The following is a 22,122-nucleotide window of genomic DNA, read 5'->3' as shown; positions in this document are numbered from 1 at the left end:
TCCCCGTGTATAGTGTCGGAGTGAAAGGCATATTACCATAGCTTGATATAAAGATATGTCTTTCCCGGATGCCCCATGCTCACGGCTTCCGGTTCCTGCCGCATCCCTCCGAGCGCCTCGTGAACTTCAAGGAGAGACCATGATCCCCTCTAAAGGCAAATACCTCTTCACCTCCGAATCCGTGACCGAAGGCCATCCCGACAAGGTAGCCGACCAGATTTCCGACGCCGTGCTCGACGCCCTGCTTCAGCAGGACCAAGACTCCCACGTCGCCTGTGAAACGCTGGTAACCACGGGCATGGCCATCGTTGCCGGCGAAATCACCACCAAGGGCTACGCAGACCTTCCCGCCATCGTGCGCCGCACCATCCGCGACATCGGCTACGTCGGGTCCGACATGGGTTTCGACGCCCAGACCTGCGCCGTGCTTTCCTCCATCGACAAGCAGTCGCCCGACATCGCGCAGGGCGTCAACCGCGCCAATCCCGAAGATCAGGGCGCGGGCGACCAGGGCATGATGTTCGGCTTCGCCTCCAACGAGACCGACACGCTCATGCCCGCCCCCATCTACTGGGCGCATCAGCTCTCGCTGCAGCTTTCCCGCGTGCGCAAGAACGGCATCGTCGACTTCTTCCGTCCCGACGGCAAGACCCAGGTTTCCTTTGAGTACATCGACGGCAAGCCCGTGCGCATCAACAACGTGGTGGTTTCCACCCAGCACTCGCCCAAGGTGAGCCACGACGACATCGTGGAAGCCGTGAAGAAGGAAGTCATCCGTCCCATTCTCGAGCCCACCGGCTACTTCGACGAAAAGGACTGCGAAATCTTCATCAACACCACGGGACGTTTCGTCATCGGCGGTCCCATGGGCGACTGCGGTCTCACCGGCCGCAAGATCATTCAGGACACCTACGGCGGCATGGGCAACCACGGCGGCGGCGCGTTCTCCGGAAAGGACCCGTCCAAGGTCGACCGCTCCGGCGCGTACATGGCCCGCTACGTGGCCAAGAACATCGTGGCGGCCGGTCTTGCCGACCGCTGCGAAGTGCAGCTTGCCTACTGCATCGGCGTGGCCGAGCCCGTTTCCGTGCTGGTGCACACCTTCGATACCGGCAGGCTCCCTGACGAACAGCTCACGAAGATCGTGCGCGAGGTGTTCGATCTGCGTCCCTACTTCATCTGCAAGCGCCTCGATCTGAAGCGTCCCATCTACAGCAAGACCTCCTGCTACGGTCACTTCGGCCGCGAGCTTCCCGACTTCACCTGGGAAAAGCGCGACGCCGTGAACGATCTTCTGACCGCCGCCAAGCTGTAATTTTCCCCAAAAAGACGAAAACGCGGAGAAAGAACGACCTGTTCTTCCTCCGCGTTTTTTGTTTAACCGCGTTGCCGGCAGAAAAGGCCCTCATCAGCGTCGTCCGCTCGAAAGCGGAAGCCCCTGCCGGAGCCGTGTCCCGGCTTCAGACGAAAATTTCCGGCAAGATCAGGGATGAAATTCCCCGAAGCGGCTCACTACTTCAGTACGCGCGGTCCGGTAAAGGGCACATGGGAACCTGTGACCAGCCAGCCTTCCTTGCGGGCACGGTTCAGCATGTCCTCGCGCACGCGGGCTGCGGCGGCCGGGTCCATGTCGAAGCTCGCAGACACGGCAGGATGCGCCGCCTGCACGTCGAAGGCGTGCAGAAGATCGCTCCAGAACACGAAGGTCCGTCCTTCGGCCGACACCATGATGCCCACATGACCCGGGGTATGTCCGGCCTCATCCACGGCCAGAACGCCGGGCAGCTGCGCGCACACGCTCTCTCCGGCTTCAAACGTGGCCACGCGGCCCTTGTACGCGGCAGCAATGTTCGCCACGTTCTCGAAAATCTTCACCGCGCCGCCTTTGGCCGCCTGACGGTTCGCCTCACTGGTCCAGTACGAAAGCTCCCTCTCGGGGAACAGTACCACGGCCGACGGGAACGAGGCCCTGCCGTCCTTCACGAGTCCGCCCACATGATCGCCGTGCGCGTGGGTGATGATGACGTGCGTCACGTCGCCTCTGTCGAGACCGGCTTCCCGAAGAGCCTCGTCCATCTGCGCGTCCGTCCAGTCGTAGCCCGTGTCCACCAGGGCCACGGCTCCGGGCACGCGGATGAGCAGCACGTTGAGCACGTTGTGAACTGCGCCGTCGGGATAGGCGGCGGCCACGGCCTTCTTCTGCTCTTCCGTGGACGGCATCAAAATGGAGGAGTTCAAATCCTTCTGCACGAGGGACATGACTCTCAGGTTCACCTCTCCCACGGAAAACTCATTGAACGGTATTCCTCCGGCCTGTGCGGACATGGAACCTGTGGTCACCATCATGCATACTCCCATAAGTTGAACGATTGCCTTCCACATAACAACCTCCCTGAAACAGGATTTTACTCGATACCGTCCACCGGCATGCCGTCGTCGTCATGCATTCAGCCCGGTTCCTGCGGCGGGAGAGGACGCAAAAAGCAGCGGCTCACGCGCCCGCGCCGTCCCGATCCTCCGTTCATCCGCGCAAGCCATGATTCAGCGGTGCTGACCTGCGCTTTTCGCTCATTCATGCCGAAGCCCCGGGCTTTTCATCAGAATACGACAATCCGCCCCCGGCCGCCAGCTTTTCGCCCCCGGCATTTCCGGGGCGACCCCGGTCCGGGATACGGAAAATGCCCGTGTCGCGGGGACACGGGCATTTCGGAATCCTTTCATGCAAAGAACGCAGACAAGTACGTCAGATTTCCAGCTCCTTGAGTCTGGCTTCTATTTCATCGGCGCGCTCAAGAAGAGCAAGCTGCTCTTCCTCGACCTTCGGAAGACGGGCGACCTTGACGTTGAAGGCCTCGGGATCGCGGCTGAAAAGGTCGGGATCGGCCAGGGCCGCCTCCAGCTCCTTCTGCTCCTTTTCCAGCGCATCGAGCCTTGCGGGCATCTCTTCCCGCTCCTTGAGAAGGGCTTCCTGCTCGCGCTGCTCCTTGTAGGAAAGGCGGCGCTTTTTAGGCGCATTCTCCTTCCAGCTCTCCTTCGAGGACACCGCCTTCTTTTCCTCCGGCTTCTGACGCTGCCGAAGCCAGTCGGTGTAGCCGCCCACGTACTCGCGCACCCTGCCGTCGCCCTCAAGAGCGATGGTGCCGGTCACAAGTTCGTCGAGAAAGGCGCGGTCGTGGCTCACCACGATGACCGTGCCCTTGTAGGAGGCGAGCATTTCTTCCAGAAGTTCCAGGGTTTCGGCATCGAGATCGTTGGTGGGTTCGTCGAGCACAAGCAGGTTGGAAGGCCGGGTGAAGAGCTTTGCCAGCAGAAGCCTGTTGCGCTCGCCGCCGGAAAGCAGGCCCACGGGCGTTCTCAGCCGACTGGAATCAAAAAGAAAATCCTGAAGGTACCCCGCCACGTGACGGGGCTCTCCGTTGATGGTCACGCGGTCGTTGCCCTCGGCCACGTTGTCCATAACGCTCTTCTCGTCGTCCAGCGAGTCGCGAAGCTGGTCGAAGTAGGCGATCTCCAGCCCCGTGCCGAGACGCACCGTGCCCGAAGTGGGCGCAAGCTCGCCCAGGAGCACGCGCAGAAACGTGGTCTTGCCCGCGCCGTTGTCGCCTATGAGACCTATCTTCTCGCCGCGCTGAATGATGACGTTTGCGTCTTCAAACACCTTGTAGCCGTCCGGCCAGGTGAAGGAAACGTTCTTCATTTCCGCCACCAGCCTGCCCGACTTCTCCGCCTCCTGCACGTTGAGCGTGGCCGTGCCCGTTCTTTCCCTCCGTGCGGCGCGCTCCTCGCGCATCTTCATGAGCTCCCGCACACGGCCCATGTTGCGGGTGCGGCGGGCCTTGATGCCCTGCCGTATCCATGCCTCCTCCTGCGCGAGCTTCTTGTCGAACACGGCGTTCTGCATGTCTTCGGCGTGCAGACGCTCCTCTCTCCGCTCAAGATAGGCATCGAATCCGCAGGCGTAGCTGTATATCTTCGCACGGTCCAGCTCCGCCATGCGCGTGGCGAGCCTCCGAACGAAGGCCCGGTCATGACTGATGAAGACCAGCGTTCTGGCCTGCCTTGCCAGATACTCTTCCAGCCAGCTTATGGTGCTTATGTCCAGATGGTTGGTAGGTTCGTCGAGAAGCAGCACGTCCGAGGCGATGAGGGCGCGGGCCAGCGCCACGCGGCGGCGCGTTCCGCCGGAGAGCGTGGAAAAATCCGCCTCCGGGTCGAGGGCGAGACTGTTGATGACGCCGAGCACCTCGCCGTGCCGCTCCCACACCTCGCCGTGCTCCATGACAAGATCCGCTTCCTTCGCAAGGTCCGGCGGCAGAAGATCGCGCCTGTCGGAAGCGATGAGATGAGCCGCGGCCAGAAGATGCCCTTCCTTTCCGAGAGCGTCGGCCGTCACGCTGAACACCGAGCCCTTCCAGTGATCAGGCACGGCCTGCTGAACATAGCCTATGCGGAGACCGGGTTCCTCATGCCTCTCCCCGTAGTCCAGAGGAAGCCTTCCGGCAAGTACCGACAGAAGAGAAGACTTGCCCACGCCGTTGCGGCCCACGATGCAGAGTCTGTCGCCCTGCTCCACGAAAAGTTCGGTATGATCAAGAAGCTGTCTGTTGCCGAGCGTAAGGCCGGCATCCTGAACGGAAAGAAGAGCCATGACAATATCACCTGTGCCGGGCAAAAGCCCGTGCTGTCGAAACTGTGCAAAAAGACCGGCGGGGCCGAATCGTGCGGAAAGGAACGGTCCCCTCCATGCGCGCCCTCCACGCCGAAAAAGGGAAGATCGGAACGGTCCCGGAACTAATGCGCCTCGCCCCAGTTGCGGCCTATGCCCGCATCCGCCACAAGCGGCACGCGAAGCTCCATGCCCCAGGCCGACGTGTCGGTCATGAGCCGGGCAAGCCTTGCGGCCGCCTCTTCGGCATGCTCCTCAGGCGCTTCCACAATGAGTTCGTCGTGTATCTGAAGAAGCAGCCTTGCCTTCATGCGGCGCAGTTCTGCGTCGCCGTACACCGCAAGCATGGCCAGCTTGATGAGGTCGGCGGCGGAGCCCTGAATGAGGGTGTTCACGGCCTGTCTCTCGGCAAGCGCCCGCGCCTGTCCGCTCTGGGAGAGCATGTCCGGCAGGGGCCTGCGCCGTCCGGAAATGGTGGTGACGTAGCCGTTTTTTCTCGCCTCTTTCTCCACGCTGTCGAAGAACTCCTTGATGTGCGCAAAGCGGGCAAAGTAGCGCTCGATGAACATCTTGGCTTCCGACATGGGGATGCCGAGGTCCTGACCGAGCTTGCGCGCGCCCATGCCGTAGATGAGGCCGAAGTTGATGGTCTTGGCCTTTCTGCGCTCGTCCGGACCTATCTGCGAGGGATCCACGTCGTGCAGCAGGGCGGCCGTGCGGGTATGGATGTCCTCGCCGTTGCGGAAGGCGTCGATGAGCGTGGGGTCCTCGGAATAGTGCGCGAGCACGCGAAGCTCCACCTGCGAATAGTCCGCGGAAATGAGTCTCATGCCCGGCCCGGCCGTAAAGCAGGTGCGCATTCTCCGTCCGAGCTCGCCCCGCACGGGAATGTTCTGCAGATTGGGATTGCTGGAGGAAAGGCGCCCCGTGGCCGTGGCCGTCTGATTGAAGGTGGTATGAATGCGGTTGTCGGGCCCTGCGAGACGCGGCAGGGGCTCAAGATAGGTGGAGCGCATTTTTTCCAGCTTGCGGTACTCAAGAAGCGCGTCCACCACGGGATGCTTGCCGGACAGCTTTTCCAGCACGGCCTGAGACGTGGAGGCCTGACCGCCCTTGGTGGACTTTGCCGCCGCAAGGCCCAGCTTCTTGAAGAGAATCTCGCCTATCTGCTGGGCGGAGCGTATGTTGAACTCCTGCCCCGCCTCCTTGTAAATGCGTTCGGTAAGCGCGTCGAGTTCGCTCTGGACCTCATCCAGAAAGTCCTTCAGCGCCGCCTTGTCTATGGTGATGCCCGCGTCTTCCATGGCGACGAGCACGGGAATGAGCGGCATTTCCATGTCGCGCAGAAGCTTGAGCAGACCGTCGTGCTCAAGGCGCTTCACCATGTCGTCATGCAGGGAAAGCGCAATGGAGGCCGGGCGTTCCATGGGCAGGCCGCTCTTTTCCGCCTGACGGGCGGAAAGGCTGGGCCAGCCGTAATCCCTGTCCTCGGGAGCAAGAAGGTAGGCGGCAAGTCCGAGGTCGAAAAAGCGCGACGGCGCAATGGTGCCCCAGGCGGCATGAGCGTGCAGAAGACGCTTCAAATCCGGCGTGACCACAAGGGCGGCGTCGCCGGCCCAGGCCACCAGCGCCCTATCGTCGCCGGAAAAAAGACATTCCGTCACGTGTTCGCCCCGGCGCACGGCCACGCACAGTCCGCGGCTCTGGGAGCGATGCACCACGGGCGCAGGCGTCACCGCCGCCACGAGCCCCGCACAGGCGGGCAGACGGGAGGGGTCCGTCACCTCGTCCATGACGGGCACGGGCGCAGGCTCGTCGAAAAGAGAAAGCTGGCGGGCCGCCCTGACGGAAGGAGCGCCGGAAGGCGCCGTCTCCTCCGCGTCCTCTCCGCGAAAGGCAACGATGCCCTGCCGGAACAGACTGTCGAGCTCGCGAAGAAGCGAATTCATCTCAAATTCCCGAAGGAAGGTGCGTGCCTTCGCCCGCTCCATGGGCTCCACGGAAAGCTCCTTCAGAGGCTCGGCGCAGCAGTCGGTATGCAGGCGAGTGAGCTCCCGGTACAGGAACATGGCGTCCTCGTTGCCTTCCAGCTTCTTTCGAATGGAAGGCGGCACCTCGGCCATGCGGTCGCGCACGTCCTCAAGGCTGCGGAAATCCCGGAACAGCTTTTCCGCCGTCTTTGCGCCTATGCCCTTCACGCCGGGCACGTTGTCGGCCGTGTCGCCGATGAGCGCCTGCACGTCCGGCCACTGGGAAGGCTCAAGGCCGGTCTCCTCGCGGAACGAGTCGAGCGTGACGATCTTCTCCTCGCGGGAAGCCGGATCCCACATGACCACGCCCTGCGACAGACACTGGCGCAGATCCTTGTCCATGCCGATGATGACCACGGGACGTTCGTTCCCGTACCTTGCGGCAAGACTCGCGATGCAGTCGTCGGCTTCGCAGCCCTCGGACACGAGCACCTTCATGCCGAGCGCGCGCACGAGATTCTGCAAGGGCTCTATCTGCATGACGAGCCCTTCCGGAGCCGGAGGACGGTTGGCCTTGTAGGCCGGAAAGATCTCATGCCGAAAATGCCTGCCGTGCCCGTCCATGACGAAGACGAAATGCTTGGGCCGCTCCTCGCGCAGAAGCTTGAGCAGCACGCGCCCCACGATGTGCAGCGCCCCAGTGGGAAAGCCGTCGGAACGGGACATGCTGGAATTGGCAAAAAATCCCCGGAACAGAAAGGCGTTTCCGTCCATCACGTAGAGGGGTTCTTCGGTGAAACCGAGGCGCTGCTTCAATGACATGGCTTTCTCCTCAAAAAATGTCTTACGCATCCTAGCCTGATGCGCAGGCCGCCGCAAGAGGCCAGAAGCGCTCCTTTTCCGTCGGGAAAATGCCGATTCCGACACTCTTGCGGAATACGCAACCTGTGCAGAACTCCGCCCTCGATGCTTGTCATCGGCAGGGAATTTTTATATCGTTGACGTTCCTTTAATAGGGAGCACCGGGCAGGTTCGCCTGCCCGTCCGGTTTTCTGGTTTCTTCCACTTTCAGCCTACCTGTCGGGGGTATGTATGACTTTCATTTCTCTGGTAATCGTCTTCGCGTGCGCGGCCTTTGCGCTGTACTACGCGTTCAAGACGGCCAAAAACATCCTCGCCGCCTCCACCGGCAATGAGGATATGCAGCGCATTGCCGGCGCCATTCAGGAAGGCGCCCAGGCGTATCTGAAGCGCCAGTACCGCACCATCGCCATCGTGGGCGTGGTGGTCGCCGTGCTGCTGCTTCTCACCATGTCCTTCCTCACCGCTCTGGGCTTCGTGCTCGGCGCCGTTCTGTCCGGCCTCGCCGGCTTCATCGGCATGAACGTGTCCGTGCGCGCCAACGTGCGCACCGCCGCCGCTGCGGAACAGGGCATGGTTCCCGCCCTCAACATTTCCTTCCAGTCCGGCGCCATCACCGGCATGCTGGTGGTCGGCCTCGGCCTGCTCGGCGTTGCCGTGTACTACGCCGTGCTCGCCATCTTCGGCGTGCCCACCGAAAACATCATGCAGGCCCTCGTGGCCCTGTCCTTCGGCGCCTCTCTCATCTCCATCTTCGCGCGTCTCGGCGGCGGCATCTTCACCAAGGGCGCCGACGTCGGCGCCGACCTCGTGGGCAAGGTGGAAGCCGGCATTCCCGAAGACGACCCCCGCAACCCCGCCGTCATCGCCGACAACGTGGGCGACAACGTGGGCGACTGCGCCGGCATGGCTGCCGACCTCTTTGAAACCTACGCCGTCACCGTGGTGGCCACCATGCTGCTGGCCTCCATCTTCTTCGAAGGCGCGCTGCAGACCAAGATGATGATGTTCCCTCTGCTCATCAGCGGCGTGTGCATCATCGCCTCCGTGCTCGGCACCTTCTTCGTCAAGCTCGGTGAGGACGGCAAGATCATGCGCGCCCTGTACAAGGGCCTCATCGCCACGGCCGTCATTTCCGCGGTGCTCATCGCCATCGTGACCATGTTCGTGTTCTGGAGCGAAGGCGACATGACCATTCAGGGCATCAGCTTCAACGGCTTCAGCCTGCTTCTGTGCAGCCTCACCGGCCTCATCGTCACCGGCCTCATCGTGGTGGTCACCGAATACTACACCTCCACCGCCTACCGCCCCGTGCGCAGCATTTCCAAGGCTTCCACCACCGGTCACGGCACCAACGTGATCCAGGGCCTCGCCGTTTCCATGGAAGCCTGCGCCGCTCCCGTGGTCATCATCTGCGCCGGCATTCTCTTCGCCTACACCCAGGCCGGTCTGTTCGGCATCTCTCTTGCCGCCACCACCATGCTGGCCCTCGCCGGCATGATCGTCGCCCTTGACGCCTACGGTCCCGTGACCGACAACGCCGGCGGCATCGCCGAAATGTCCGGTCTGCCCGAAGACATCCGCGAAACCACCGACGCCCTCGACGCCGTGGGCAACACCACCAAGGCCGTCACCAAGGGCTACGCCATCGGTTCCGCCGCTCTGGCCGCGCTCGTGCTCTTCGCTTCCTACACCGAAGATCTGAGCCGCTACTTCCCCAACCTCGACGTGACCTTCGCCCTGCAGGATCCCTACGTGCTGGTCGGCCTGTTCATCGGCGGCCTGCTCCCCTACCTGTTCGGCTCCATGGGCATGAAGGCCGTGGGCCGCGCCGGCGCCGCCGTCGTGGTTGAAGTGCGTCGTCAGTTCCACAACATCCCCGGCATCATGGAAGGCACCGGCAAGCCCGACTACAGCGCCTGCGTGGACATGCTCACCCGTTCCGCCATCAAGGAAATGATCGTTCCTTCCCTGCTGCCCGTGCTCGCCCCCGTGGTCGTGTACTACGTCATCAAGGCCTGCGGCGGACAGGCTGCCGCCTTCGCCTCTCTGGGCGCCATGCTCATGGGCACCATCGTCACCGGTCTGTTCGTGGCCATCTCCATGACCTCCGGCGGCGGCGCGTGGGACAACGCCAAGAAGTACATTGAAGAAGGCAACTTCGGCGGCAAGGGCTCCGACGCCCACAAGGCCGCCGTCACCGGCGACACCGTCGGCGATCCCTACAAGGACACCGCCGGCCCCGCCGTCAACCCCATGATCAAGATCATCAACATCGTTGCGCTGCTTCTCCTTCAGGCTCTCGCCTAAAAGCTGACGCGAGGGCGGACCCTCCGCCCTCAGGCGCACGTCTTTCAGAAAGCCGCGGCCCGTCCGCGGCTTTCTGCTTTGCCTCATCCGTCTTTCCCTGCCGCCTTTTCGCGCTTGCCGCCCGGCGCCCCGAAAAAAGAGCTCCCGCGCTTTTCCGCCGTCTCTTTCCGACAAAACCTTCGTTCTTTCCCGCTTCGTTCCGTACGGGGCAAAACACAGATCATTCCCCCGCCGGTTCTCTTCCGGCCCATGCCGTCCTGCGTTCAAAAAATAAAGGAGTCCCATGAAAGCCATCGTTTCCAGCGTGTCCGGCAATACGCGCATGTACCTTTTTCTCTTCCTGCTCACTCTGGGCAGCACGATAGGCCTTCAGGGCTCTTCGCTCCTCTACACCAACTACGCCGTGGAAGTGGGCGGCTTTTCCGCCGCCGACAACGGACTCGTTGTGGCTCTGAGAGAAGTGCCCGGATTCCTCTGCTTTCTCGTGGTGCCGCTCATGCTCATCATGAAGGAACACCGGCTCTGCGTGCTCTCGGTCATCATCTGCGGCATAGGCACGGCCGTCATCGGTCTTTTTTCCTCCTTCTGGGGCATCGCGAGCGCGGTCTTCGTCATGTCGGCGGGCTATCACTTCTTTGAGACCATCAACCAGTCGCTCATGATCCAGTATTACGATCTTGCCAGCACCCCCGTCATCATGGGAAGAATGCGCGGTCTTGCCGCCGGGGGAAGCCTCGGCGTGTCCCTTCTGGTCTTTTTCGGTGCGGGGCTGCTTTCCTACGAAACCATGTTCGCGCTCATGGGAGCCGTGGTCGTGGGACTCGGCGCGGTCTGCCTCTTCTTCGACCCGTCCAGCCCCAGAGTCACGCCGCAGAAAAAAGGCATGGTCTTCTCCTCCCGCTACTGGCTCTTCTACGCGCTCACCCTGCTCATGGGCGGCCGTCGTCAGATATTCACCGTGTTCTCGCTGTTCCTGCTCGTGGAAAAGTTCGGCTTTTCCGTGCGCACCGTGGCCGTGCTCTACATGGTGAACTATGCGGTCAACTGGTTCTTCAATCCGCTCATCGGCCGCATCATCAACCGCATAGGCGAACGCAGGCTCCTCACCATAGAGTACACGTCGGCCTTCTTCATCTTTCTCGGATACGCATGGACCGACAGCGCCATTCTTGCAGGCATCATGTACGTGTTCGACAGCCTGACCTTCAACTTCGCCATCGCCGTGCGCACCTTCTTCCAGAAGATAGCCGATCCTTCCGACGTGGCTCCCAGCATGGGCCTTGCCCAGACCATCAACCACATCGCAGCCGTGCTCATCCCTCCGCTCGGCGGCTGGCTCTGGGTCACCTTCGGCTATCAGCTCCCCTTCTACTGCGGCATGGGCCTCACGGTGCTCTCCCTGCTGCTCATCCAGTTCATGGACAGAGAAATAGCCAGAGCCGGAAAAACGGCCTGACCGACCGGCAGAAGACTCCCGGCCGGGCGGCGGCATAAACGCTTGAGACCCGGGCTCGGCTGGTGTAGTGTCAGACAAGCCGTTTCAAGAGGGGAAAAACATGAGCGAACTGGTACGTTTTGGAGTGTCGCTGGAACGCGATCTGCTCACGGCCTTTGACCGTCACAGCGAGCGCAAGGGCTTTGCCAACCGTTCCGAGGCACTGCGTCACTGCATACGCCGCGAGCTGTCGGAAGAAATCGTTTCCGATCCCAGGGCTCCCGTGGCCGGCGTGCTCACGCTGGTGTACGACCATCACGACAACGACCTGCCGGCCCGCCTCACCGCCCTTCAGCATGAAGCGCACGGCATGGTGATCGCCACCATGCACGTGCATCTCGACGAACATCACTGTCTGGAAACCATGGCCCTGCGCGGTCCCGCAGCTGCGGTGAACGAGTTTGCCGACAGGCTCCGCTCCTCGCGCGGCGTGCTCCAGAGCTCCTGCTCTCTCACCGCCATAGAGGCCGTGCCCGAACGCCATGCCTTCCATGATCACGCACATAAGGAACACGCATGAGCACGACTTCAAACGCCGCAGGCGCACCTTCCCTTCTGGACGTACAAAGCAGCCCCTCCAGCGTGGCTCTCGACATCGACCGCGTAGGCGTCAAGCATGTGGAACTGCCCCTCGTGGTGAAGGACAGGGACAAGGGACGCCAGCATACCGTGGCGAGCGTGGACATGGGCGTCGACCTTCCCGCCGCCTACAAGGGCACGCACATGAGCCGCTTTGTGGAGGCGCTGGAAAACTGGCGCGAGGCCAGCGGCGAAGAGCTGGACTACAACTCCATGAAACGCCTGCTCTCCGACGTGCTCACCCGTCTCAACGCCCACCGGGCCTATGCGAAGTTCAGCTTCCCCTATTTCCGCACGCGCCGCGCCCCGGTTTCCGGACAGGCCGCCCCCGTGCGCTACCTGTGCCGGCTCACCGGCGAGCTGGAACAGGGACAGGAAGGACCGCGCTTTCTGCTGGAACTTGAAGTGCCCGTCACCACGGTATGCCCCTGCTCCAAGGCCATCAGCCGCGCCGGAGCCCACGGCCAGCGGGCCATGGTGCGCATGGGCATACGCATGAGCCGCTTTGAATGGCTGGAAGGGTTCATCGACATTGCCGAGGAATCCGGCTCCGCCCCCATCTACACGCTGCTCAAGAGGCCCGACGAAAAATTCGTCACCGAACAGGCCTACGACAACGCCCTCTTTGTGGAAGACGTGGTGCGCAACGTGGCCACGAAACTCGAACAGCACGCCCACGTGACATGGTTTCGCGTGGAAGTGGAAAGCGAGGAGTCCATCCACGGGCACAACGCCTTTGCCAGCATAGAACGTTCCGTTTCCGGCAGATAGCCCCGGAACGGCGCCCCGTGCACCGTCCATTCTTCACAACGGCGGAAAAAGGCGTTTCAACAAGACGCTCCGGCGCACGGCAGCCAGCGGAGAAAATTTTTGATTTTATTTTTCTCCGAAACGGACTATGCTCCCATGAAAGGCCTTTCCTCAATCTCCAGAAAGAGAGAACATTCATGAGAACCTGTCACGCACAAAAGTCAGCCCATGGCGGTCTGATCCCGCCATGGCGTTCGTGTGCGCCCTGCAGCGTTCTCTTCTGAAAAGGCCTCCGCCGTTCTTCGTCTCCCGCATTTTCGTGAAAGCGCGAGCTTTCCTTCCGGCGATGACCCGGCGCTTCTCAGCCTTCCTCACAGAAAAACGCTCCGTCGCATCGTCTCCCGTCTCTGCCGGGCTTCTTCGGCTGCACGCCGCATCCCTTTTCCTTCGAGTCATTACCGTGAGCGACTATCAGATCTTCATATACATAGCCATTGCCATCTATCTGCTTCTCATGCTCTACATCGGCCTCATCTGTGCCAAGCGCAACAGCAACGCCCACGAATACTATCTGGGCGGCCGCAAGATGGGCCCCATCGTCACGGCCATGAGCGCGGAAGCTTCCGACATGTCCTCCTGGCTGCTCATGGGACTGCCGGGTCTCGCCCTGTTCACCGGCATCGCCGAACCCGGCTGGACGGCCATAGGTCTCGCCCTCGGCACCTATCTCAACTGGCTCATCGTGGCCAGACGTCTTCGCGTCTACAGCGAAAAGATCCACGCCATCACCATCCCCGACTTCTTCGCCCGCCGCTTCCACGACTCGAGCAGTCTGCTGGTGGGCATCTCCGCCCTCATCATCGTCATCTTCTTCATTCCCTACACCGCCGCGGGTTTCGCCTCCTGCGGAAAGCTGTTCTCCACGCTCTGCGGCCTCGACTACGTGACGGGCATGCTCATCGGCACCGTGGTCATTGCCGGATACACCATTCTCGGCGGATTTCTGGCCGCGTCCATGACCGACCTTGTGCAGTCCATCATCATGACGCTCGCGCTGTTCATCATCGTGGCCTTCGGCATCCACATGGCCGGCGGCTGGGAGGCCGTCAAGGCTTCCGCCAGTCTCGAAGGCTACATCAGCCTCACTCACGCCACCAACGTGGTCAGCCATGAAGTCTCGGAATACGGCACGCTCACCATCTTTTCCACGCTGGCCTGGGGCCTCGGCTACTTCGGCATGCCGCACATCCTGCTGCGCTTCATGGCCATTCGCGATGAAAACGAAATCGCCATTTCCCGCCGCATAGGCTCCACCTGGGTGGTCATCGCCATGGGCTGCGCCATCTTCATCGGCATCATCGGCTACGCCATGATTCAGGCGGGCGCGCTCGCCCCCTACCAGACCGGCTCCGACGCCGAAACCATCATCATCAAGATGAGCAGTCTGCTCAGCTCCTTCGGCGTCATTCCCGCCTTCATGGCCGGTCTCGTGCTCGCCGGCATTCTGGCCAGCACCATGTCCACCGCTTCCGGACAGCTTCTGGCCGCCGCCTCCAGCGTGTCGGAAAACCTGTTCAAGGGCGTGTTCCACATTCAGATGACCGACCGCTCCACCATGCTTTCCGCGCGCGGCACCGTGCTCATCATTTCCATTGTGGGCACCGTCATCGCCTGCGATCCCGAAAGCTCCATCTTCCAGATCGTCTCCTTCGCCTGGGCGGGCTTCGGCGCGTCCTTCGGACCGGTCATGCTCTTCGCCCTGTTCTGGCGGCGCTGCAACCGCTGGGGCGCTCTCTCCGGCATGGCTGCGGGCGGCATCATGGTGTTCGTGTGGAAGTATCTCGTCAAGCCTCTGGGCGGCGTGTGGGGCATCTATGAGCTTCTGCCCGCCTTCCTCGTGGCCTGCGTCGTCATCGTCGCAGTCAGCCTGCTCACCGACAAGCCCGACGAAAACATGCTGAAGGACTTCGACGCCGTGAACGGCACCAAGTAATCATCCCCCATGAAAGACGCATGAAAAAGGCCTCCTGGCATATGCCAGGAGGCCTTTTTCATGCTCCCATGTTCCGCGGGACACAGAAAAACCGTCCGCCCCGATTCAGGCTGACCCATGACGCCCGCATCCTCCCTGCATCCATGTCTTCCCGCCCGGATCATGGATGCCGTCTTGCGGAGCCTGTCCTCCCCGTCTCTTCGACCGGCTGCAGCTGCGCGACGACAGTCAATCCGATGCTCCATTCCCCCGGACGCTGCAAGCCCCGAAAATGCAGAAAGCCGGCTTCCGGGGGAGGAAGCCGGCCGTCTGAGAAGGCGGGAGAAACGCCGGACCCGCCTGCGGACAGTTTCCGCCTTGCGGCGGCGCGCCTGTCCCGGCGCGCGGGCGGAACGCTGTACGCTCCGCCCGGACAGGAGACTCCTACTCGGCGGCGAACTTTTCGCGCTGGACTCTCAGGGCTTCGGCCTGCTCTTCCCAGCTTGCGAATCCGGCCTGCTGAAGGGCGTCGAACACCGTGGCGTCCCAGTCCCAGGACGCATAGGTCACGGGCTTGTGGAAGGTACGGCGGAACTCCGCAAGCTTATGACGGGCATCATGTTCAAAGGGAGTGCTGAAGCAGGCGGCAAGCTCCTTGTGCAGACGTCCGACCTCCTCGTCGTACCAGGCGCGGATGTCGGCAGACTCCGTCAGTCTGGCGGCATCGGCATAGCCGTGCTTTTCCAGAAGGTCGCGCAGCTTGGCGGCGTGCTGACGATGGAGCCACTGGCCCAGGCCGGAAGTCGGAATGTTCTCCGCCTCCACGGCGGCAAAGTCGGCCTTGGTGCGCATGTAGGTGTCGGGAACCACGGAAGCGGAAACGATGCCCGCAATGGCCACCATGCCCCGCAGAATGACGCTGTTGGCCACGCCCTGACCGCAGAAGCCCACCTTCTTGCAGAACTTCTGACCGGTGAAGATGGTAGTCAGAATGGCCCAGACGACCGCCGGATCTTCCTCGTCGTAGATGTGCGCAAGCTCCGCGTTGTCGCGGTCGGTGGCAAGCACCATCTGCGTCATGTCGTTGGAACCGATGGAGAATCCGTCGAACTCGCTGATGAACTGACGGGCCAGAATGGCGTTGGAAGGCAGTTCAGACATGAGCAGGATCTTGAGCCCGTCCTCGCCGCTCTTCAGGCCGTGCACGTCGGCCAGATAGGAGCGCATGGAACGCGCCTGTTCCAGCGTGCGCACGAAGGGCAGCATGAGCATGAGGTTGGTGCCGCCGTAGAGCGTGCGGGCGCGCTTGAAGGCTTCGATTTCCCAGTCGTGAATGTCGCGGGACACGCCGCGGTAGCCGAGCATGGGGTTGTCTTCGTTGTGCTCGAACAGGCATCCGCCGAGCAGATTGCGGTATTCGTTGCTCTTGAAGTCCGTAGTGCGGTACACGATGTCCTTGCCGTAGAAGGCCATGGCAAAGAGCGCCAGGTTGCGGCCGAGCGTGCGGATGTAGTGATCACGGCCGCTCACATGGCCGTTGCTCACGATGAGCTGCTCGATCTTTTCAGGGATGCTGCGCACTTCCTCGATTTCCTTGCCGAGGTGGGTACGGGCGGCCACGCTGCGGCGTATGGCGCCTATGCGCATGAGCACTTCCTGTACGAGAGGCTTCTTGGAAGCCGCGGACATGGCGGCCTTCACCTCTTCCTCGGTGACGGTGGAGCCGGGTTCGTCCGCGCCCATGACCACACGGATGTGCGTGCGCAGATCGTCGGAAGTCTGCAGCGTTTCCTGATTCATCTCGGCGCGCTGCATGTACTCGGCCATAAGGGCTTCGGCGCGGGGCACGCTGGAGGTGTTGGCGTAGAGCGAAGCCATGTCCATGAGCTGCACCACGTAGGGCTTGAGCTGCACCTCGGCAAAGGGCGCGAGAACCTGTCCCACGGCGATCTGTTCGGAAACGCGACGGCTCACCTGGTCCTCGAGTTCCGCAAGACGGCGTTCCACAAATCCTTCCAGTGTACCGTTGTCGTAGGCTTCCAGAGCTGCGGGATGCGCGCCGATGTTGCCCAGCATGAATTCCGCGCGCAGCAGGCCCACTTCAAAGTCGGGCACGTTGCGCAGACGGGAGAGGAACAGCGCCTGGTTCACGTCGGCAAGCACGATGCCCACATGAGTGCGCGTAGCGGGAAGCTTGGAAATGTCCAGCTCGCCGCCCACGTCGCACAGGGGCAGCAGTCCGCGGTACACAAGGCCGCGCGTGCCGTCCACGGTGACGGGCATGCCGTCCATGGCGCGCATGGCAAGGGGATTCTGCACGCCGATGACGGCCGCAATGCCGAGTTCACGGGAGCTTATGGCCGCATGGCTGGTGTCGCCGCCCACGTTGGCGATGATGGCGGAAGCCACGCGCATTCCGGGAACCATGTCGGGATCGGTGCGCTCGGCGGCAAGAATGTCGCCGGGATGGATGCGGTTCAGTTCCAGAGCGGAACGCAGGAAGCGCACCGTGCCCTGACCCGCGCCCCGGGACGCGCCGTTGCCGGAAAGAAGCACTTCACCCTTGGCCGCGGCTTCGGGCAGCACTTCCTTGCGACGCATGAAAATGGTGTAGGGATGTTCGTCGAGCTCGGCGTTCCAGCGGGTTTCGGGACGGGCCTGCACGAACCAGAGCCGCTGCTTGTCGTCGATGCAGAACTCAGTGTCCATGATGATGCCGCCGTAGGCCTTGCTGATGGCACGCACGCCGTGGGCGACCTCGATGGGCTGATTTTCGCCGAGAGCCCACTTGTTCACCTCGTCCGCGGGCACGGACTCGATGTGCGTGCCGTCGTCGCCTTCGTTGTATACCATGCGCACGGTCTTGCGGCCCATGAAGCGAAGCACCACGTCGGTGCCGTCGTCGCGCTGGAAGACGTAGAACTTGTCGGGGGTCACCATGCCGCCAACGATGGATTCGCCGAGGCCGTAACTGGAATCGATGCTCACAAGGTCGTTGCGGGTGGTGCCGCGGCAGCCGGTGGCGGTGTCGGCGGAAAAGGCGGTACCGGCCACCACGGGACGGATCATGCGCATGATGCACACGGAAAGAGCGGTGTTCTCAATGGCCCATTCCTTGCGGGCGCTTTCCGCAATGGAAGGATCGCCTTCCTTCTCGGCATGAGCCACGGCGTCGAGAATGGCCTCGCGACGGTAGGTCATGGAGCGCAGGTTGTAGGCGGAGGCGCAGTCCCAGAGATAGGCTTCGGCCACGGCGTCCTCGCCGGTGATGTTCAGGAAGGTGTCCTGAAGACCGGCAAAGGCCTTCTTGCGGGAGTCCTCGCCTGCGGCGGAGGAACGAACAGCCACGGGGAATTCCCCTTCTCCGGCCTCGTCGCACATGTCACGATAGGCACGGCGCACGGCCTCATCCACTTCGGCGGGGAGGCTTATGGAAAGAATGGCGGCCTGCACCAGCATGGAACGGCGACGGAGCTGATCGATGTTCTCCTGCGATTCCGCAAAGCCGTGCACCACCTGATTGATGAAGTCGCGCAGGCAGGTGCTCGCGCTCTTTCCTGCGCCGCGCTCACGGATTTCGGCGGCTGCGCGGCGCACGAAGTTGCCGAAGAAGCCGTGATCGGAAGCCACGGCGGGAGAAGCCCAGTCCACGTCGGCCATGGCTCTGTCCACCACGTCGTACACCAGAGAGGCGTTCACGCGGCTCTCGTCGAGGACCACATGGAAGGCCGTGGCGGGAATGGCGCGGAACTGCGGCGTGCGGATGCCCTCCACGCGGCTGATGAGCGCGGTGTTGTAGTTCTTGCCGCCCACCAGCATTTCCGCGGATTCGCCGATGCGGACGATGTCCGCGCCGGTCATGATAAAACGGGAACCTGTTTCGTTCATGGTATCCATGCTCATAAAGGCCTCATAGTCACGTTTGCGGGGGAAGCGCCCCCTCATATTCTCGAAAGATCGCCGCTGCCGCTACGCTTCCAGATGGGAAGCCACAAGGCGGATCAGACGGCCGAGCTGATGGGTGAAGCCGGATTCGTTGTCATACCAGACCACGATTTTGAGCATGGTCTTGTTCATGACCGTGGTGAAGGAGGCGTCGATGGTGCCGCCGTGGGTGTCGCCCACATAGTCTATGGAAACCAGAGGTTCGTCGCAGTAGCCGAGCGCCTCGTACAGCCAGGTTTCGGAGGCATACTTGAGCGCGGCGTTGACTTCCTGCGCGGTGACTTCCGTCTTGAGCTCGCAGGTGAAGTCCACGAGGGAAACGTCGGGCGTGGGCACGCGCAGGGCGCCGCCGTTGAGAAGGCCCTTGAGCTCGGGAATGACCAGTCCCACGGCCGCCGCCGCGCCCGTGGTGGTGGGAATGATGGAGAGCCCTGCGGCGCGGCCGCGACGCAGATCCTTCTGCGTGCCGTCCAGAAGACGCTGGCTCATGGTGTAGGAATGAATGGTGGTCATGAGGCCGTGCAGGATGCCGAACTCGTTGTGCAGGACCTTGACGGCGGGGGCGAGGCAGTTGGTGGTGCAGGAAGCGGCGGAAATGACGTCGTGTCTGGCCGGATCGTAGATGTCCTGGTTCACGCCCATGACGATGGTGGCGTCGGCATCGTTGCAGGGGGCGGAAATGATGACCTTCTTTGCACCGCAGTTCATGTGCAGGGCCAGAAGATCACGCTTTCTCAGCGTGCCGGAAGTGTCCACCACGATGTCCACCCCGTACTCGCCCCACTTCCATTCTCCCTTGTCGCAGCGGGTGATGATGATTTCACGGCCGTCGAGACGAATGCCGTTTTCCGTGGACTCCACCTTGCCGGGGAAGCGGCCGTGCACGGAATCATACTTGAGCAGATACGCCATTTCCTCGTTGCTCGCACGGTGGCCGTTGATGACGACCACTTCGCACTGAGGGAAAAGGTGCATGACACGAAGCAGATATCTGCCGATGCGTCCAAAGCCGTTGATGCCTATCCTGATCATGAGGGAATCCTTTTTTTGACGACCATGAGGCTGCCCCGCTCCTCCCCGACGTTCGGAGAGAACTTCGGAACGCCTTCTGATGGAGGAACATTACAGCAGACCCGTGACCGCAGCGCGGCAGAATCATGGCAGTTGCGTGACAGCCTTCCCGTGAGAAGCCGCTTAAACAGAATCGACCCGGGACGGAAAGGAAAATCCCGGGTCGATTCTATCCGGCCTCCTGCGGGTGTGGAGCCGGTGTCGCCGTCATGCCCGTTGCCACAAGGAGCACGGCGGCCATTCTGTTCTCTGAGGTTTGGCTGTTCCCTCATGAAAATGCAGCGTAATGACGTACAGTGTCCGCCTGAGGGCAGTTATGTGTCAATTGTGTGACAGTCTTCTCTTTTTTATAAAAATGTGTCATTCTCCCGAAAGTCGCAGGCTCCGAAGTTTCATTTGATGCGATATTGAGGAAATCATGAGCGAAAGCCTCATTCTTGTTGTGGATGACGAACAGGACATCCGCGATCTGCTGGTCTTCAACCTCAAGCGGGAAGGCTATGCCACGCTGGAAGCGGCGGACGGATGCACCGCGCTGGAGCTGGCCCGCAGCCGCAGACCGGCTCTCATTCTGCTGGACGTCATGCTGCCCCGCATGGACGGGCTTGCCGTATGCCGCGAACTCGGCAAGGACAGAAGCACGGAACACATTCCCATCATCATGCTCACGGCCCGCGGCGACGACGTGGACCGCATCGTAGGCTTTGAGCTCGGCGCCGACGATTACGTGGTCAAGCCCTTCAACACCCGCGAGCTTCTGCTGCGCGTGAAGGCCATGCTGCGCCGCCGAGCCATACAGGAAGACGACGATCCCATGCTCCGCTGCCACGGAGTCTGCCTCGATCCGCAGGCACACAAGGTCACCGTGAACGACAAACCCGTGGAACTTACGGCCATACAGTTCTGCCTGCTGCAGGATCTCATGAAGAATCCCGGCTGCGTGCGTTCCCGCGAGGAGCTGCTCAGTTCCGTATGGGATTATCAGTTCGACGGCTACGACAGAACCGTGGACACCCACATAAAACGCCTGCGCGCCCGCCTCGGCGAAGCGGCCGACATCATAGAAACCGTGCGCGGCATAGGTTATCGCTGCAAGGGATAGCGCATGAAGGCCCCTTCCATCATCCCGAACAGGGAATCGTGCTTTACCGATCTTACGGCGGCGGGGGCAGACGATGCGCCCCTGGCCTCAAACAAGGCCGAAGCGGCTCATCCCGCGCCGTTCGACAGCATTCTCGACAGTCTCGACGAAGGCGTTCTCATTCTGGACAAGCAGGGCGTGGTGCTCAAGGCCAACCCGTCCTTCTGCAGCCTGTTCACCACGAGCGCCGTGGGGATGCCGGCCTCTGCCGTCGTGCCCGGCTCCACCTTTCGGGAAATGCTCGACGCCTTTCTGCACGACTTTCTTCCCGACCCGCACTCCTCTCCGGCATTCCGCATCACGCTCGACAAGGACATCATTCTGAGCGTGCGCATCACGCCGCTCAAGAATCACGACAATCTCTTCATCAGCGAGACCGCCCCCTATGCCGTGGTGGTGTTCCACAACATAAGCGATCTGGTGCGCATGAGCAGAAGAAGGCGCGAGTTCATGGGCGAAGTGGCCCACGAGCTGCGCACGCCCCTCACCACCATCATAGGCTTTGCCGAAACCATACTGGACCTTCCGCCCCATCACACGGAAGACCGGCAGAAGTTCACAAGCACCATACTGCGCAACGCAAGGCACATGGCCCTGCTCGTGGAAGACATGCTCAAGCTCTCCAAGCTTGAAAGCGGCGCGGTGCCCCTTCAGCTCACCTGCGTGCGCGCGGCCTTCGTGCTGGAAGACGCCCTCGACTCCTGCTCGCCGCATCTGGAGGCGAAGAAGCTGACCGCAGACATCCATATGGACAGAGGCATGAACATCAGGGCCGACGCGCACTACATCACGCAGGTGTTCCGCAATCTTCTGGAAAACGCCTGCCGCTATGCGCCCGAAGGCAGCGTCATCACCATCACGGGAGAACCTTCCCCCTTCGAGTCCATGGCCGTTTTCACCGTGTCCGATCAGGGACCGGGCATACCGGCGGCGGACTGCGAACGCATTTTCGAGCGCTTCTACCGCGTGGAAAAGGAACGTGTCTCGCCTTCGTCCACGGGCCTCGGGCTTGCCATATGCAAGCACATCGTCGAACGGCACGGCGGCATGATACGGGCGGAAAAGGGACCGGGAGGCATGTTCCTCTTCACCGTGCCCCTCGCACAGTAGAGAAGTCGGCCTTCCCGAGGGAAATGCCCTCTGCGGTGTTGACATCCCCCATGAAAACCCATACAAAGAATGCCCGAAGCGCCAGCTTAGCTCAGTTGGTAGAGCAACTGATTCGTAATCAGTAGGTCTGGAGTTCAAGTCTCCAAGCTGGCTCCAGTGAAATCAAGCCCTTACGGTAACAACCGTGAGGGCTTTTTTCGTGTTCTATAAATTTCTCCCTAACGTCTCCCTAATTTTCAGAGGACATGGAGT

At 61.7% G+C, this 22,122-nt stretch carries 13 protein-coding genes and 1 tRNA gene; 9 read left to right on the top strand and 5 right to left on the bottom strand.

Annotated features, from left to right (window positions below; genetic code table 11):
* Positions 1-139: 139 nt before the first annotated feature.
* Positions 140-1,315 carry a methionine adenosyltransferase gene (metK, locus tag QZZ60_RS02945; RefSeq protein WP_295637581.1) on the top strand — a complete coding sequence of 392 codons (1,176 nt, stop codon included), beginning with the start codon at positions 140-142 and terminating at the stop codon, positions 1,313-1,315.
* A 197-nt stretch (positions 1,316-1,512) separates the two neighbouring features.
* Here the strand turns inward: metK and QZZ60_RS02940 are convergent, their stop codons facing one another.
* The 3 genes from QZZ60_RS02940 to polA form a co-directional block, all read right to left on the bottom strand.
* Positions 1,513-2,346: an MBL fold metallo-hydrolase gene (locus QZZ60_RS02940; protein ID WP_295637579.1), complete on the bottom strand. Its 834-nt coding sequence runs from the start codon at positions 2,344-2,346 to the stop codon at positions 1,513-1,515.
* Between the two features lie 397 nt (positions 2,347-2,743).
* Complete coding sequence (locus QZZ60_RS02935; RefSeq protein WP_295637577.1) at positions 2,744-4,648, bottom strand: ATP-binding cassette domain-containing protein; 1,905 nt, start codon at positions 4,646-4,648, stop codon at positions 2,744-2,746.
* A 143-nt stretch (positions 4,649-4,791) separates the two neighbouring features.
* Positions 4,792-7,458: a DNA polymerase I gene (gene polA / locus QZZ60_RS02930; protein ID WP_295637575.1), complete on the bottom strand. Its 2,667-nt coding sequence runs from the start codon at positions 7,456-7,458 to the stop codon at positions 4,792-4,794.
* Between the two features lie 270 nt (positions 7,459-7,728).
* Here polA and QZZ60_RS02925 point away from each other — a divergent pair, with 270 nt between their 5' ends.
* From QZZ60_RS02925 to QZZ60_RS02905, 5 genes are all read left to right on the top strand, one after another.
* On the top strand, positions 7,729-9,807 hold the full coding sequence (locus QZZ60_RS02925; protein WP_295637573.1) for a sodium-translocating pyrophosphatase: 2,079 nt from the start codon (positions 7,729-7,731) through the stop codon (positions 9,805-9,807).
* A 283-nt stretch (positions 9,808-10,090) separates the two neighbouring features.
* Positions 10,091-11,263 carry an MFS transporter gene (locus tag QZZ60_RS02920; RefSeq protein ID WP_295637571.1) on the top strand — a complete coding sequence of 391 codons (1,173 nt, stop codon included), beginning with the start codon at positions 10,091-10,093 and terminating at the stop codon, positions 11,261-11,263.
* A 100-nt stretch (positions 11,264-11,363) separates the two neighbouring features.
* Positions 11,364-11,822 (top strand): nickel-responsive transcriptional regulator NikR, encoded by a 459-nt coding sequence (gene nikR / locus QZZ60_RS02915; RefSeq protein WP_295637569.1) that lies wholly within the window; start codon positions 11,364-11,366, stop codon positions 11,820-11,822.
* The gene (gene folE2 / locus QZZ60_RS02910; protein WP_295637568.1) at positions 11,819-12,652 is read left to right on the top strand and encodes a GTP cyclohydrolase FolE2; all 834 of its coding nucleotides are present in this window, start codon (positions 11,819-11,821) and stop codon (positions 12,650-12,652) included. Before nikR ends, folE2 begins: the two co-directional genes overlap by 4 nt.
* A gap of 439 nt (positions 12,653-13,091) precedes the next feature.
* Entirely contained in the window at positions 13,092-14,624 is a 1,533-nt protein-coding gene (locus QZZ60_RS02905; protein ID WP_295637565.1) for a sodium/proline symporter, read from the top strand.
* A gap of 423 nt (positions 14,625-15,047) precedes the next feature.
* On the opposite strand, the gene QZZ60_RS02900 is transcribed toward QZZ60_RS02905, so the two are convergent.
* Entirely contained in the window at positions 15,048-18,506 is a 3,459-nt protein-coding gene (locus QZZ60_RS02900) for a PEP/pyruvate-binding domain-containing protein (protein WP_295637561.1), read from the bottom strand.
* Positions 18,507-18,572: 66 nt separating this feature from the next.
* Complete coding sequence (gap, locus tag QZZ60_RS02895) at positions 18,573-19,580, bottom strand: type I glyceraldehyde-3-phosphate dehydrogenase (RefSeq protein WP_295637558.1); 1,008 nt, start codon at positions 19,578-19,580, stop codon at positions 18,573-18,575.
* A 457-nt stretch (positions 19,581-20,037) separates the two neighbouring features.
* Here gap and QZZ60_RS02890 point away from each other — a divergent pair, with 457 nt between their 5' ends.
* The 3 genes from QZZ60_RS02890 (at position 20,038) to QZZ60_RS02880 (ending at position 22,026) form a co-directional block, all read left to right on the top strand.
* On the top strand, positions 20,038-20,721 hold the full coding sequence (locus QZZ60_RS02890; RefSeq protein WP_295637555.1) for a response regulator transcription factor: 684 nt from the start codon (positions 20,038-20,040) through the stop codon (positions 20,719-20,721).
* A gap of 3 nt (positions 20,722-20,724) precedes the next feature.
* A complete protein-coding gene (locus tag QZZ60_RS02885) occupies positions 20,725-21,870 on the top strand; it encodes an ATP-binding protein (RefSeq protein WP_295637552.1) in 1,146 nt (381 codons plus the stop codon).
* 80 nt (positions 21,871-21,950) lie between these two features.
* Positions 21,951-22,026 (top strand) — tRNA-Thr (locus QZZ60_RS02880).
* Positions 22,027-22,122: the final 96 nt, after the last annotated feature.

Source organism: uncultured Mailhella sp., assembly GCF_905187505.1.
Classification (GTDB): Bacteria; Desulfobacterota; Desulfovibrionia; order Desulfovibrionales; family Desulfovibrionaceae; genus Mailhella.
The sequence above is the reverse complement of the archived record's forward strand: the minus strand, read 5'-3'. Positions and strand labels throughout refer to the sequence as shown.

Excerpts from the sequence above, each read along its gene's own strand:
- nikR (WP_295637569.1), top strand. The coding sequence starts at position 11,364 with ATGAGCGAACTGGTACGTTTTGGAGTGTCGCTGGAACGCGATCTGCTC.
- QZZ60_RS02935 (WP_295637577.1), bottom strand. The coding sequence starts at position 4,648 with ATGGCTCTTCTTTCCGTTCAGGATGCCGGCCTTACGCTCGGCAACAGA.
- QZZ60_RS02890 (WP_295637555.1), top strand. The coding sequence starts at position 20,038 with ATGAGCGAAAGCCTCATTCTTGTTGTGGATGACGAACAGGACATCCGC.
- QZZ60_RS02900 (WP_295637561.1), bottom strand. The coding sequence starts at position 18,506 with ATGAGCATGGATACCATGAACGAAACAGGTTCCCGTTTTATCATGACC.
- polA (WP_295637575.1), bottom strand. The coding sequence starts at position 7,458 with ATGTCATTGAAGCAGCGCCTCGGTTTCACCGAAGAACCCCTCTACGTG.
- metK (WP_295637581.1), top strand. The coding sequence starts at position 140 with ATGATCCCCTCTAAAGGCAAATACCTCTTCACCTCCGAATCCGTGACC.
- QZZ60_RS02925 (WP_295637573.1), top strand. The coding sequence starts at position 7,729 with ATGACTTTCATTTCTCTGGTAATCGTCTTCGCGTGCGCGGCCTTTGCG.
- QZZ60_RS02885 (WP_295637552.1), top strand. The coding sequence starts at position 20,725 with ATGAAGGCCCCTTCCATCATCCCGAACAGGGAATCGTGCTTTACCGAT.
- folE2 (WP_295637568.1), top strand. The coding sequence starts at position 11,819 with ATGAGCACGACTTCAAACGCCGCAGGCGCACCTTCCCTTCTGGACGTA.
- QZZ60_RS02940 (WP_295637579.1), bottom strand. The coding sequence starts at position 2,346 with ATGATGGTGACCACAGGTTCCATGTCCGCACAGGCCGGAGGAATACCG.
- QZZ60_RS02920 (WP_295637571.1), top strand. The coding sequence starts at position 10,091 with ATGAAAGCCATCGTTTCCAGCGTGTCCGGCAATACGCGCATGTACCTT.
- gap (WP_295637558.1), bottom strand. The coding sequence starts at position 19,580 with ATGATCAGGATAGGCATCAACGGCTTTGGACGCATCGGCAGATATCTG.